12 protein-coding genes are annotated in these 12,476 nt (G+C 72.8%); 1 reads left to right on the top strand and 11 read right to left on the bottom strand.

All coding sequences use genetic code 11. The features are described 5' to 3' along the window. Window positions 1-6: 6 nt before the first annotated feature. From AC5WS8_RS24655 to bldG, 4 genes are all read right to left on the bottom strand, one after another. Window positions 7-621, bottom strand: a complete 615-nt coding sequence (locus AC5WS8_RS24655; protein ID WP_496105634.1) for a small secreted protein — start codon at window positions 619-621, stop codon at window positions 7-9. 219 nt (window positions 622-840) lie between these two features. Beyond that, complete coding sequence (locus tag AC5WS8_RS24650; protein WP_496105633.1) at window positions 841-3,243, bottom strand: sodium-translocating pyrophosphatase; 2,403 nt, start codon at window positions 3,241-3,243, stop codon at window positions 841-843. Window positions 3,244-3,577: 334 nt separating this feature from the next. Further along, the gene (locus AC5WS8_RS24645; RefSeq protein ID WP_496105632.1) at window positions 3,578-4,033 is read right to left on the bottom strand and encodes an ATP-binding protein; all 456 of its coding nucleotides are present in this window, start codon (window positions 4,031-4,033) and stop codon (window positions 3,578-3,580) included. A 106-nt stretch (window positions 4,034-4,139) separates the two neighbouring features. Further along, the gene (gene bldG, locus AC5WS8_RS24640) at window positions 4,140-4,481 is read right to left on the bottom strand and encodes an anti-sigma factor antagonist BldG (protein WP_010986038.1); all 342 of its coding nucleotides are present in this window, start codon (window positions 4,479-4,481) and stop codon (window positions 4,140-4,142) included. Window positions 4,482-4,562: 81 nt separating this feature from the next. Here bldG and AC5WS8_RS24635 point away from each other — a divergent pair, with 81 nt between their 5' ends. Further along, the gene (locus tag AC5WS8_RS24635) at window positions 4,563-7,073 is read left to right on the top strand and encodes a DEAD/DEAH box helicase (RefSeq protein WP_496105631.1); all 2,511 of its coding nucleotides are present in this window, start codon (window positions 4,563-4,565) and stop codon (window positions 7,071-7,073) included. On the opposite strand, the gene AC5WS8_RS24630 is transcribed toward AC5WS8_RS24635, so the two are convergent. The 7 genes from AC5WS8_RS24630 to ssd all read right to left on the bottom strand — a co-directional run bounded on the left by AC5WS8_RS24630 (window position 6,982) and on the right by ssd (window position 12,343). Then, complete coding sequence (locus AC5WS8_RS24630; RefSeq protein WP_496105630.1) at window positions 6,982-7,440, bottom strand: Rv3654c family TadE-like protein; 459 nt, start codon at window positions 7,438-7,440, stop codon at window positions 6,982-6,984. The two genes, AC5WS8_RS24635 and AC5WS8_RS24630, sit on opposite strands and share 92 nt — an antisense overlap. After that, complete coding sequence (locus AC5WS8_RS24625) at window positions 7,437-7,811, bottom strand: TadE family type IV pilus minor pilin (RefSeq protein WP_496105629.1); 375 nt, start codon at window positions 7,809-7,811, stop codon at window positions 7,437-7,439. The genes AC5WS8_RS24630 and AC5WS8_RS24625 overlap by 4 nt, the downstream gene beginning before the upstream one ends. A 4-nt stretch (window positions 7,812-7,815) precedes the next feature. Continuing rightward, window positions 7,816-8,034 (bottom strand): DUF4244 domain-containing protein, encoded by a 219-nt coding sequence (locus AC5WS8_RS24620; protein ID WP_496105757.1) that lies wholly within the window; start codon window positions 8,032-8,034, stop codon window positions 7,816-7,818. A gap of 220 nt (window positions 8,035-8,254) precedes the next feature. Further along, window positions 8,255-9,082, bottom strand: a complete 828-nt coding sequence (locus AC5WS8_RS24615; RefSeq protein WP_496105628.1) for a type II secretion system F family protein — start codon at window positions 9,080-9,082, stop codon at window positions 8,255-8,257. After that, a complete protein-coding gene (locus AC5WS8_RS24610) occupies window positions 9,079-9,936 on the bottom strand; it encodes a type II secretion system F family protein (RefSeq protein WP_496105756.1) in 858 nt (285 codons plus the stop codon). The genes AC5WS8_RS24615 and AC5WS8_RS24610 overlap by 4 nt, the downstream gene beginning before the upstream one ends. A 59-nt stretch (window positions 9,937-9,995) precedes the next feature. After that, a complete protein-coding gene (locus AC5WS8_RS24605) occupies window positions 9,996-11,249 on the bottom strand; it encodes a TadA family conjugal transfer-associated ATPase (protein ID WP_496105627.1) in 1,254 nt (417 codons plus the stop codon). Then, window positions 11,246-12,343, bottom strand: coding sequence for a septum site-determining protein Ssd (gene ssd, locus AC5WS8_RS24600; RefSeq protein WP_496105626.1), 1,098 nt, complete (start codon window positions 12,341-12,343; stop codon window positions 11,246-11,248). Before ssd ends, AC5WS8_RS24605 begins: the two co-directional genes overlap by 4 nt. Window positions 12,344-12,476 lie beyond the last annotated feature (133 nt).

The raw sequence follows: 12,476 nt of genomic DNA, 5'->3' as shown, positions 1-12,476 counted from the left end.
GCGGACTCAGCCCGCGGTCGCCGAGGCCGTAGCGGCCGCCTTCTTGCAGCTCGCCTGCTCGGCGATCGCGTTCTTGACGTCACCCTGCTCGAGGTTCTTCAGCGCCGTGGTCCCGCTCTGGTTCTGCTTCTCCAGCTCCGTCATCTGCGCCGCGAGGTCGTGCAGCCCGGACGCGAACTTGGCCTGGTCCTTCGTGTTGAGCGCGTCCACCTTCTTCTTCAGGCCGGCGTAGGACGCGGAAAGGTTGTTGAGGGTCTTGACGGCGTCCTGCTGCCGCTGGGCGCCGCCGTCGACGCCGGGGGGCGCTCCGGCGTTGTTCAGGGCGGTGGCGAGCGCCTTGTAACCGTCGGACATGTCCTGGAAGGCCTGGGAGTCGGTCTTCTGGATGGTCTCCGGCGGGTTGGTGGTGTCCGAGGCCGCCTTCGTGATCGCGTCGTTGGCGGCCTTGATCTTCGCGTTCTGCGCCGGTACGGCGTCGCAGACCTGCTTGGCCCAGGAGGCCAGCTTGTCGTCGGTCTGGCTCTTGCCTCCGCTGGTGCAGGCCGACAGCGCCAGTACCAGCACCGCACCGCCGGACACTGTGGTCGCGAGCTTCTTGTTCACCGGTTTGGTCCCTTCCATGGCTCTCTCGGCCGGGAACATACACGCCGACCGGGCGGCATCAGCGCCCCGCATATCACCTTTGATCGGTATTGCAGGTTTTTGCGGCACGCGAGAGAAGGCTCACGGGATGGTCGCGCTCATGGGCACGGGCGGGCGCACGGCCTCTCGAGGAGCGCCGTGCGCCCGCCCGTGTGCCCGCAGGTGGCCGGGCGTAGGAGCGGGTGCCGTGGAGCCGCGCTACGACACCACCGCGGGATCAGCGGGCTTGGACACCTTCTCCGCGTTGTCTTCGTCACCCACGGCGATCCCGCGCCGCTTGGACACGTACACCGCGAGCACGATCACCACGAGCGCGAGCACCGCGATGGCGATCCGCACGCCGAGGTTCTTGTCGCTGCCGTAGGAGAACTTGACGACCGCGGGCGCGATCAGCAGCGACACCAGGTTCATCACCTTCAGCAGCGGGTTGATCGCCGGGCCTGCGGTGTCCTTGAACGGGTCACCGACCGTGTCGCCGATCACCGTCGCGGCGTGCGCCTCGCTTCCCTTGCCCCCGTGGTGGCCGTCCTCGACGAGCTTCTTGGCGTTGTCCCAGGCGCCGCCGGAGTTGGCCAGGAAGACCGCCATGAGCGTGCCGGTGCCGATCGCGCCCGCGAGGTACGCGCCGAGCGCTCCGACGCCGAGCGTGAACCCGAGGGCGATGGGCGCCATGACGGCGAGCAGACCGGGCGTGGCGAGCTCTCTGAGGGCGTCCTTGGTGCAGATGTCGACGACCTTTCCGTACTCCGGTTTCTCCGTGTAGTCCATGATCCCGGGCCGGTCGCGGAACTGCCGCCGCACCTCGAAGACCACGGCACCGGCCGCCCGGGACACCGCGTTGATCGCCAGCCCCGAGAAGAGGAAGACGACCGCCGCGCCGGCGATGAGGCCGACCAGGTTGTTGGGCTGGGAGATGTCCATGACCAGACTCATCGGCCCGCCGTCGCCGACCTTCTCGCCCACGTCCTGGGCTGCCGTGGTGATCGCGTCCCGGTACGAACCGAACAGTGCCGAGGCCGCGAGGACGGCCGTGGCGATGGCGATGCCCTTGGTGATCGCCTTGGTGGTGTTGCCCACGGCGTCCAGGTCGGTGAGCACCTGCGCACCCGAGCCCTGGACATCACCGGACATCTCTGCGATGCCCTGTGCGTTGTCCGAGACCGGGCCGAAGGTGTCCATGGCGACGATCACGCCGACCGTGGTGAGCAGGCCGGTGCCGGCCAGCGCCACCGCGAACAGCGCGAGCATGATCGACGTACCGCCGAGCAGGAACGCCCCGTAGACGCCGAGACCGATCAGCAGCGCCGTGTAGACGGCCGATTCCAGACCCACGGAGATACCGGCGAGGACGACGGTGGCGGGGCCGGTCAGCGAGGTCTTGCCGATGTCCCGCACGGGACGGCGGCTGGTCTCGGTGAAGTAGCCGGTCAGCTGCTGGATCAGGGCGGCGAGCAGGATGCCGATGGCGACCGCGACGAGCGCGAGGACGCGTGGATCGCCGCTCTTGGCGCGGATCGCCGCGTCCGTGACGCCCTTGAGGCCGGCGTACGACGACGGCAGATAGGTGAAGACGGCCGCCGCGACCAGTGCCAGGGAGATCACCGCGGAGATGAAGAAGCCCCGGTTGATCGCGGACATGCCGCTGCGGTCGGCGCGGCGCGGTGCCACCGCGAAGATGCCGATCATCGCGGTCAGGACCCCGATCGCGGGCACGATCAGCGGGAACGCCAGCCCCGAGTCGCCGAAGGCGGCCTTGCCGAGGATCAGCGCGGCCACGAGCGTGACGGCGTACGACTCGAAGAGGTCGGCCGCCATCCCCGCGCAGTCGCCGACGTTGTCGCCCACGTTGTCGGCGATGGTCGCGGCATTGCGCGGATCGTCCTCCGGAATGCCCTGCTCGACCTTGCCGACCAGGTCGGCGCCGACGTCGGCGGCCTTGGTGAAGATGCCGCCGCCGACACGCATGAACATGGCGATCAGCGCCGCGCCCAGACCGAAGCCCTCGAGCACCTTCGGCGCGTTCGCCGCGTAGACCAGCACCACACAGGAGGCGCCCAGCAGACCGAGCCCCACCGTGAACATGCCGACGACACCGCCGGTACGGAAAGCGATCTTCATCGCTCGGTGCGATACGGCGGTGAGGTCCTTTTCCGGCTCACCCTCCGCCGGGGTCGCCTCGCGCGCCGCCGCGGCGACGCGGACGTTGCTGCGCACGGCGAGCCACATACCGATATAGCCGGTGGCCGCCGAGAACGCCGCACCGATCAGGAAGAACACCGACCGTCCGGCGCGCTGATTCCAGTCGTCCGCGGGCAGCAGCATGAGCAGGAAGAACACGACGACGGCGAATACGCCGAGCGTGCGCAGCTGCCGGGCCAGATAGGCGTTCGCTCCTTCCTGGACCGCGGCCGCGATCTTCTTCATGCTGTCGGTGCCCTCGCCGGCCGCGAGCACCTCGCGCACCAGAATCCCGGCCACCGCCAGGGCCGCCAGCGCGACGGCCGCGATGACCACCACGATCAGGCGGTTGTCGTGGGTCAGGACCGCGGCCGCGAGAGATGTGGGGTGGTCAAACTGTTGAGGGGTAGAAAGCCCCGCCATTCGTCCTCCTTGACGCTTGGGCTGAGCTCAAGATGTGGACGGATTGTAGGTACCGGAACCTGATCAAAACAGTGCGCGGCAAACCGAATGAGACGTCATCTGCTCTTCAGCAAAAGATCGCACATCGGCCACAGAACCCGAAAGTGGTAACGCTCCAAAACCATTGACGGGGGGCGCTTGATCACATTACCTTGATCGAATTATCACGCTATTGATCGTGAAGATATTCACGTGAAGCGGTTCACGAATACCATACGACTTCACAAAAGGAAGGGCCCTGCGCAGGCAGGGCCCTTCTGGACGAGCTGTGGGGTTCGAGGGAGCGATGTGCCGTCTAGGCCGGGAACTTGGCGGCGCCGGGCGGTGGGGCGGGGGCAGCACCGGCCGGGGTGGTCGGCCAGCTCATCCTGATCAGTCCGCCGTTCTCCCCGGTCGTGACCTCCACGTCGTCGACGAGGCCGCTGATGACCGCGAGGCCCATCTCGTCCTCCTCGGCCTCCGCCTCGCCGGCACCCGCCGGCTCGACGCCGGGCACGATGTGCGGCGCCTCGTCGCCGACCTCGATGGAGAACTGTTTCTCCTCCTCGGTCAGCAGCACCCGCACCGGCGCGGAGATGCCGTTGCTCTGGTGGAGTCCGACGGCGCGGGTGCAGGCCTCCCCGACGGCCAGCCTGACCTCGTCGAGTGCGGCCTCCTCCACTCCGGCCCGGCGCGCCACCGCCGCCGCCACGAGCCGGGCGGTCCTGACGTGTTCGGGCAGCGCGCTGAAGCGGAGTTCAACGGTGGCCATGCATCCCCCTCAGAACTTCGGGCGTGCGGTCGGGGGGCCGGGCCACACTCGCCCGTGCCCCCCGCTCTTGCTTCTTCCGTCCGGGCACCACGGCCCGGAAGCGGGGTCAGTCGGTGGCCGCCACCGCTTCCTCGACCGAGGTGTGGATGGGGAACACCTTGGTGAGGCCGGTGATGCGGAAGATCTTGAGAATGCGCTCCTGGTTGCACACCAGGCGCAGGGAGCCCTCATGGGCTCGAACGCGCTTCAAGCCGCCCACCAGCACGCCGAGCCCGGTGGAGTCGAGGAAGTCCACGCCCTCCATGTCGACGACGAGGTGGAAATTCCCGTCGTTCACCAGCTCGACCAGCTGCTCACGCAGCTTGGGCGCGGTATATACGTCGATTTCGCCACCGACCTCGACGACCGTACGATCGCCGACGGTACGGGTCGACAGGGACAGGTCCACGGATCCTCCAGCACCTTGCTATCGAGCGGTCGCCCCTCGGGCACCTCGGCTTCAGCCCACCGGGACGGTTCGCCAGCCGCGATGGCATTCAATCACTTACTGGCAGGCGTGTACGACGCCTTGGACCCATTGTCCGTCACGCCAGTGACACACTCGGTGCCGATGGCCAAGAATCACCGATCCGATCGACCCACGACGGGCCCCGTGTCCCGGCTCTCGCCGGGGACGGTGCTGGACCGGCTCGCCTCGGGTCCGAGCCGAGCTGCGCGCATCACTCATACGGAGCACTTGCCCCCGCGAGAGGGCCGCCATGCCGTCTGGCCGGACCGGATCCGTGCCGAGGTCGTCGCCGCCGTGCGCCGCGCGGGCATCGAGCATCCCTGGGCCCACCAGGCGCTCGCCGCCGAGCACGCCCTGGACGGCGACTCGGTGGTCGTCGCCACGGGCACCGCCTCGGGCAAGTCGCTCGCCTACCTGGTGCCGGTGCTGTCCGGACTGCTGGAAGGCGCGGAGGCTCCGAACGGCCGGGGCGCGACCGCCCTGTACCTCGCCCCCACGAAGGCCCTCGCGTCGGATCAGCGCCGATCTGTGAAGGAACTTTCACACCCTCTCGGCACGGCGATCCGCGCCGCGGTCTACGACGGCGACACGCCGCCCGAGGAACGGGAGTGGGTACGCCAGTACGCCAACTACGTCCTCACCAACCCCGACATGCTGCATCGCGGCATACTGCCCTCGCACCCGCGCTGGTCCTCCTTCCTGCGCGCCCTGAAGTACGTCGTGATCGACGAGTGCCACACCTACCGAGGCGTCTTCGGGTCCCACGTCGCCCAGGTCCTGCGCCGGCTGCGCCGCCTGTGCGCCCGCTACGGCGCCTCCCCCGTCTTCCTGCTGGCCTCCGCGACCGCGGCCGAGCCCTCGGTGGCCGCCCACCGCCTCACCGGCCTGCCGGTCGTCGAGGTCGCGGACGACGCCTCCCCGCGCGGCGAGCTGGTCTTCGCCCTGTGGGAGCCGCCGCTCACCGAGCTGCACGGCGAGCGGGGCGCGCCCGTCCGCCGCACGGCCACCTCCGAGACCGCCGACCTGCTCACCGACCTGACCATGCAGGGCGTGCGCTCGGTCGCCTTCGTCCGCTCCCGCCGCGGCGCCGAGCTGATCTCGGTGATCGCCCAGGAACGCCTGGCCGAGGTCGACCGCTCGCTGGCCCGGCGCGTGGCCGCCTACCGCGGCGGCTACCTTCCCGAGGAGCGCCGCGCCCTGGAGCGGGCCCTGCACTCCGGTGAACTCCTCGGCCTGGCCGCGACGACCGCCCTGGAGCTCGGTGTCGACGTGTCCGGGCTGGACGCCGTGCTGATCGCCGGGTATCCGGGGACCCGCGCCTCCCTGTGGCAGCAGGCGGGCCGCGCGGGCCGCGCGGGGCAGGGTGCCCTCGCGGTGCTGGTCGCCCGTGACGACCCGCTGGACACGTTCCTCGTCCACCACCCCGAGGCCCTCTTCGACCAGCCGGTGGAGTCCACGGTCCTCGACCCGGACAACCCCTACGTCCTCGCCCCGCACCTGTGTGCGGCGGCGGCCGAGCTGCCGCTGACGGAGGAGGACCTGGAACTGTTCGGTCCCGCGTGCGAGGACGTGCTGCCGCAGCTGGAGGCCGCGAAGCTGCTGCGCCGCCGCACGAAGGCGTGGCACTGGACGCGCCGGGAGCGGGCCGCCGACCTCACGGACATCCGCGGGGCGGGCGGGCGCCCGGTCCAGGTCGTCGAGGCCGGCACCGGGCGACTGCTCGGCACGGTCGACGCGGGCGCCGCCCACACGACGGTCCACGAGGGCGCGGTCCACCTGCACCAGGGCCGTACGTACCTGGTGCGGTCCCTCGACCTGGAGGACTCCGTCGCCCTGGTCGAAGAGGCCAACCCGCCGTACACGACCGTCGCCCGCGACACGACCTCCATCTCCGTGCTGGATACGGACGTCGAAGTGCCCTGGGGCGAGGGCCGGTTGTGCTACGGCTCCGTCGAGGTCACCAACCAGGTCGTCTCCTTTCTGCGTCGGCGTCTGATCACCGGTGAGGTGCTGGGCGAGACGAAACTCGACCTCCCTCCGCGTACGCTGCGCACCCGCGCCGTGTGGTGGACCGTCACCGAGGACCAGCTGGACGCCGCCCGGATCGGCCCGGAGATCCTCGGCGGCGCCCTGCACGCGGCCGAACACGCCTCGATCGGCATGCTTCCGCTCTTCGCCACCTGCGACCGCTGGGACATCGGAGGCGTCTCGGTGCCCCTGCACCCGGACACGCTCCTGCCCACGGTCTTCGTGTACGACGGCCACCCGGGCGGCGCCGGCTTCGCGGAACGTGCCTTCCACACGGCCCACGCCTGGCTGTCCGCCACCCGCCAGGCCATCGCGTCCTGCGAGTGCGAGGCGGGCTGCCCGTCCTGCATCCAGTCCCCCAAGTGCGGCAACGGGAACGATCCGCTGCACAAGAGGGGCGCCGTACGTCTGCTCACGGTGCTGCTGCGCGGGGTGCCCGAGGAGGAGGCGAGCGGCCCGGGGGCTTCGACGCCCTCGGCTGCGCCGGCCCCGCCCTCGCCCTGACCTCGGCGGTGAACGGCCCCGTGGCCGACGCCGCCGTGACGTCGGAGACCGGACCCACGAGGGCGCACCGCACGAGCCTGCTCCCCTGGGCCCGGGCGACCCGGCCCGCCATGGCGCAGGCCTCGCCGCCTCCGTCCATCCAGTGGTCCGCGGCCGCGAGCGCGGCGAGGTCGGCCGCACCGGCCGCACGGTGCCGGGCCAGCACGACCTCGCCCTGGGCCAGCAGGACGCCGAACACGGCACACATCGCGCCGAGCAGGCACACGACCCAGACGGTGGCGGAGCCGCGGTCCGAACGGGTCGCCGCCGCACGGGCCTCGAGCTTCGCCGAGCACCCTCGGACGGCGGCCGATTCCCAGTCCCTCACTGCTTCACCCCCACCGTCTCCTCCGCGGAAGCCACCGCTTCGTGGCGGAGTTCGAACGGCAACACATCCGGGCCCGGGGGATGGGCCACGACCAGGACGCGTACCAGGTCGCCCTGTCGGCTCACCGTGATTCTCGCGCCGTCCGGAGCGGCTTGCCGGGCCATGTCCCGCACCACGCCCGCCGGCTCCTGCCGGGCCGCCGCCCGGGCCCCGGCGCGGGCCGCGTCCACGCACCGGATCTGCGCGGACGCGGCCACCAGGGCCCAGACGAGGGCCATCGCGAAGAGCACCAGGGCGGGCAGCACGACAGCGGTCTCCGCCGTCACGAAGCCGTGGTCCCGGGCACGGCCCGGCCCCCGGGACTCCCTCACGCCGTCACATCCGGACACTGAGCGCCCGTTTCACGATCGCCTGCAGTTCCGCACTGACCTGCCCGCTCGTCAGCACCTTGTAGAGGAGCGCCGCGAACGCCACCGCGGCGATGATCCCCACCGCGTACTCGGACGTGACCATCCCCGCGTCCCCGCGCACCGCCGCCCGCAGTCGGCGCACCAGCGCACGCACTTGGGCTCGTACTCGTACCGCCTTGCTCATATCGACCCCCGTGAGGTTCTCGTCGTTGTCCGGCTTCTTCTCCGGCTTGTCCGGCTTGTTCGGCTTGCCGTCCGGCCACTTGTCCGGTCGTCCTCTGTCCGGCCACGGCCGTCTTCGATCCGTCCGACCGACCACGGCCGTCCTCCATCCGTCCGACCGACCACAGCCGTCCTCCATCCATCCGTCCGGTCCGTCACCCGTCACCGGACGCCGTGCACCGTCATCTGCCACCCCCTCCCAGTCCTCCCAGCAGCCCTCCCGCCAGTCCGATCACCACGGGAAGCACCCCGACCGCGATGAACGCCGGCAGGAAGCACAGCCCCACCGGAGCGCTGATCAGGACGCCCGCGCGGCGTGCCCGTGCCGTCGCCCCTCGGGCCCACTCGGCCCGCGCCTGAGCCGCGAGGCGCCCGACCGGTGCGGCCGCCGGAGCGCCGGAATCACCCGCCCGTTCAAGCAGCCTCGCCAGTGCTCCGGCGCCGGGCAGCGTGGCGAGCCGCCCCCACGCATCGGCAGGTTCGCCCCCGAGCCGCATTTCGGCCGCGCCCCGCGCGAGTCGCTCCCCAACCGGTCCCGCCAAGGCCTCGCCCACCGCCTGGGCGGCCGACACCGGGCTCGCGCCCGCCGCGATGCACGCCGCGAGCAGGTCGGCCGCCAGAGGGAGCTGACGGGCGGCCACCGCCGGGTCGTACACCTCGGTGGTGCGACGGTCGCGCTCCTGCCGGGCCCGCCAGCGCGCCAGGCCGATCCCGGTGACCAGTCCGGCCCCCAGCCCGGCGAACCCTCCGATCACGACCCAGCCGGCACACAGCGCCCCGGTGAACGGCAGCCACCGCCGCACGGCGTCCCGCACCTCGGCCCGTCGCGGCACCGCATCCGGCATCCGTTCGCGCGAGCGCTCCTCCGCCACACCCGCCCCCGCCAGGACCGCGGCCACCCGCCGCCGAGCCCTCCGCTTCCGTCGCGCGAGGACGAGCCTCCGCGCCGGCCACCACAGCGCCGCGACCGCGCACAGCATCCCCAGCCTGTGGACAACATCCGTGCTCACGCCGTCTCCGCCCCTCGCACGATGCGCAGCGCCCACCACAGCCCCGCCCCCTCCAGCACGCCACCGGCCACCAGACACGCCAGCCCTGCCCCGGTGTGCAGCAGCACGTGCAACGGGCGGGCGCCGAGCGCGGTGCCCAGCAGCAGTCCGAGGACCGGCAGCCCCGCGAGCAGGACCGCCGTCGACCGAGCGCCCGCCAACTGCGCGCGCAGGTCGGCGCGTTGGTCGCGCTCGGCCCGCAGCGCCGCCTCCAGCCGGTCCAGCCCGGCCGCCAGTCCCGCGCCCCGGTCCACGGCCACCCGCCAGCACGCGGCCAGCCCGGACAACCCGTCGGCCCCCGGCTGCCGTGCCGCGTCGCCGAGCGCACCCGGGACGTCGCCGCCGAACCGTGCAGCAGCCAGCACCGCCGCCTGGGCCTCGCCGAGCCCGCTCGAGTCACGTGCCGCGCGCAACAGTGCCTCGCCCGGCTGACGCCCGGCACGCACCTCCCCGGCGAGCGCCCCGCACAGCGCGATCACCGCCTCGCCCCGCGCTTCCCGTGCCTGCCCCTCCTCCCGCGTCCGACGCACCCCGCGCCACACCGGCACACCGACGGCTCCGGCCACCAAGGGCAGCAGAGAGGTCCCGAGCACCGCGATCACCACGGCCACCGACCACCACTCCACCGGCAGGCGCCGCACCCGGAGCAAGAACCGTTCCCAGGGCGGCGAGGTGCCGCCCGGTGCCGCGGCGCCACCGTCCGCGAACAGCATCCCGGCGCGACGCGCCGCCGTGTTCGGGCCGCTCACCATCCACGCCGCCGTACCGGCGCACACCAGGCCCACGCCGACCGCCAGGTGACCGACACCCGTCACACCCCCAGCCGCCAGCTGCCCGAGCCCCGGACCGCCTGCCCCCGTCCCGCCGATCCCGTTCACAGCACCCCGCTCCCCTCGTCTCCGTCCCGGAGCAGCTCCCGCAGCCGCTCCCACCCCTGCTCGCGTGCGAAGGCCTCCGGTCCCCACCGCAGGGCGGGCACCGTCACCACCAGCCCCGACGCGTCCCGTTCCAACACATGCACCTGCGCGATCCGGCGCCGCCCGGTCCGGTCGCGCACCAGGTGGAGGACCACCGACAACGCGGCCGCCAGCTGACTGTGCACCGCGGCCCGGTCCAGGCCCGCGGCCGTACCGAGCGCTTCGAGCCGGGCGGGCACCTGGGCCGCCGCGTTCGCGTGGAGCGTGCCGCACCCGCCTTCATGGCCCGTGTTCAGCGCGGCCAGCAGGGACACCACCTCCGGTCCGCGCACCTCACCGACGACGAGCCGGTCGGGTCTCATCCGCAGTGCCTGCCGCACCAGGTCCTGGAGCTCGACGAGCCCCACGCCCTCCTGGTTCGCGGGCCGGCCCTCCAGACGCACCACATGCGGGTGGTCGGGGCGCAGTTCGGCCGAGTCCTCGGCGAGCACGATCCGCTCGGTCGGTCCCACCAGGCCCAGGAGCGCGCTCAGCAGCGTGGTCTTGCCCGAACCGGTTCCCCCGCTGATCACATAGGAGAGCCGGGAGGCGATCAGCGCTCGCAGCAGCCGGTCTCCGCCCGGCGGCACCGTGCCCGCCGCCACGAGTTCGTCGAGGGTGAAAGCCCGGGGCCGTACGACCCGTAGGGACAGGCAGGTGGAGCCGACCGCGACCGGCGGCAGCACCGCGTGCAGCCGGGTGCCGTCCGGCAGGCGGGCGTCCACCCACGGTCGGGCGTCGTCGAGCCGCCGCCCGGCCACGGCCGCCAGCCGCTGCGCGAGGCGCCGCACGGCCGCCGCGTCCGGGAAGGACACCTCCGTCAACTCCAGCCCGGCGCCCCGGTCCACCCACACCCGGTCCGGCGCGGAGACCAGGACGTCGGTCACGGACGGATCGGTGAGCAAGGGTTCCAGAGGGCCGCTGCCGACCAGTTCCGAGCGCAACTGCCGGGCCGCGCCCAGCACTTCCGCGTCCCCGAGCACTCGCCCCTGCTCCCGCAGCGCCTGCGCCACTCGCGCGGGGGTCGGCTCGGCCCCGCTCTCGGCCAGCCACTGCCGCACCCCGTCCAGCAGCCGCGCCCGCTCACCGGGCCCGGCCGCGCCGCCGGACCCCGGGTCCGCCCCGGCGCCGGGCCCCGCTGGGCCTGCCGTCGCGCCCCAGCCCGTGCTCATACGGGGTCACCCCCCTCGGCGAGCGCCCGCTCCCAGAAGGGCGAGCAGAACCGGGCGAGCGGCCCCCGCGCCGCTCCCCCGGGCGGTACCGAACCGTCGTCCGGTGGTGTCTCGTGGGGCACCTCGCCGACCAGTGGCAGCCCCAGTAGGCGCGCCACCCCGCGGTCGTCCAGCCCGGGCGTGTACGGCCCCCGTACCGCGATGCGCAGGTCGCCGAGGACCATCCCGACGGCGGACGCCACCCGCCGCGCGGCCGCGATCCCCCGCAGTTCTCCGGGGACCACCAGGATGCCGACATCCAGCTGCGCGAGGGCCTCGGCGGTCCCCTCGTCGATGCGGCGCGGAAGGTCGACGACGACCGCGCCGCCGCGTCGCCGTGCCGCGGCGAGGACCGCGCGGACCGCCTGGGGCGGGACGGCCACGGTGTCGCCGCGGTCCCAGCTCAGCACCCGCAGCGCGTGCACCTCGGGCAGGGACTCCTCCAGGGCACCGCTTCCCACCCGTCCCCGCGAGGCGGCGAACGCCGGCCAGCGCAGCCCTTCCGTGGTCTCTCCGCCGAGGAGTACGTCGAGTCCGCCGCCGAGGGGATCCGCGTCCACGAGGAGGGTGCGCCTGCCCTCACGCGCGGAGGTGACGGCGAGGGCGCAGGCGAGCGTGGACGCACCGGCCCCGCCACGGCCGCCGATCACGCCGACGGTGAGCGCGGGCCGGCCGACTCCCTCGGCCACGTCGGCGATGCGGTCCACCAGCCACTGCTCGCCGTCCGGCAGCAGCAGGACGTGGTCCGCGCCGATTTCGACGGCGCGCCGCCAGACTCCGGGATCGTCCTGATCACGGCCGATCAGCACCACTCCCCGTCTGCGCACGGCCCCCCGCACCCGGCGGGCCGCGTCGTCGCCGACCAGGACCAGGGGCGCCGCCTCCCAGCCGCCCCGCTGCCGGGGCACGCTCGGGTGCACCTCTGCTCTGGCGCCCGCGGCCGCGCACAGGCGCAGCAGGTCGTCGAGGAGCTCGGCGTCCTCGGTGACGATCAGCGGTCCGCTCCGCCGCCCCTCGGCGGCGGCCGGTCCGTCGTGTGTGATGGCTTCCGCCACGGTTTCCAGCCCCCTTCGCTGCTTCCTTCGGGCGCGTCCGCAGGCCTGTGCGGCCCGTGCGTCCCGCCCGTGTGGAGAGCCGGCTACCGGTCTCCATGTGAACGGCCGATACGAACCGGCCGTGCGCGCCCGA

The sequence above is a fragment of the Streptomyces sp. PTL18 genome (genome assembly GCF_059510295.1).
Note: the sequence above shows the minus strand (reverse complement) of the source record. Positions and strands in the feature narration are given on the sequence as shown.

Coding starts and splice junctions, on each gene's coding strand:
- AC5WS8_RS24655 (WP_496105634.1), bottom strand. CDS start 621: ATGGAAGGGACCAAACCGGTGAACAAGAAGCTCGCGACCACAGTGTCC.
- AC5WS8_RS24650 (WP_496105633.1), bottom strand. CDS start 3,243: ATGGCGGGGCTTTCTACCCCTCAACAGTTTGACCACCCCACATCTCTC.
- AC5WS8_RS24645 (WP_496105632.1), bottom strand. CDS start 4,033: ATGGCCACCGTTGAACTCCGCTTCAGCGCGCTGCCCGAACACGTCAGG.
- AC5WS8_RS24635 (WP_496105631.1), top strand. CDS start 4,563: ATGGCATTCAATCACTTACTGGCAGGCGTGTACGACGCCTTGGACCCA.
- AC5WS8_RS24620 (WP_496105757.1), bottom strand. CDS start 8,034: ATGAGCAAGGCGGTACGAGTACGAGCCCAAGTGCGTGCGCTGGTGCGC.
- AC5WS8_RS24605 (WP_496105627.1), bottom strand. CDS start 11,249: ATGAGCACGGGCTGGGGCGCGACGGCAGGCCCAGCGGGGCCCGGCGCC.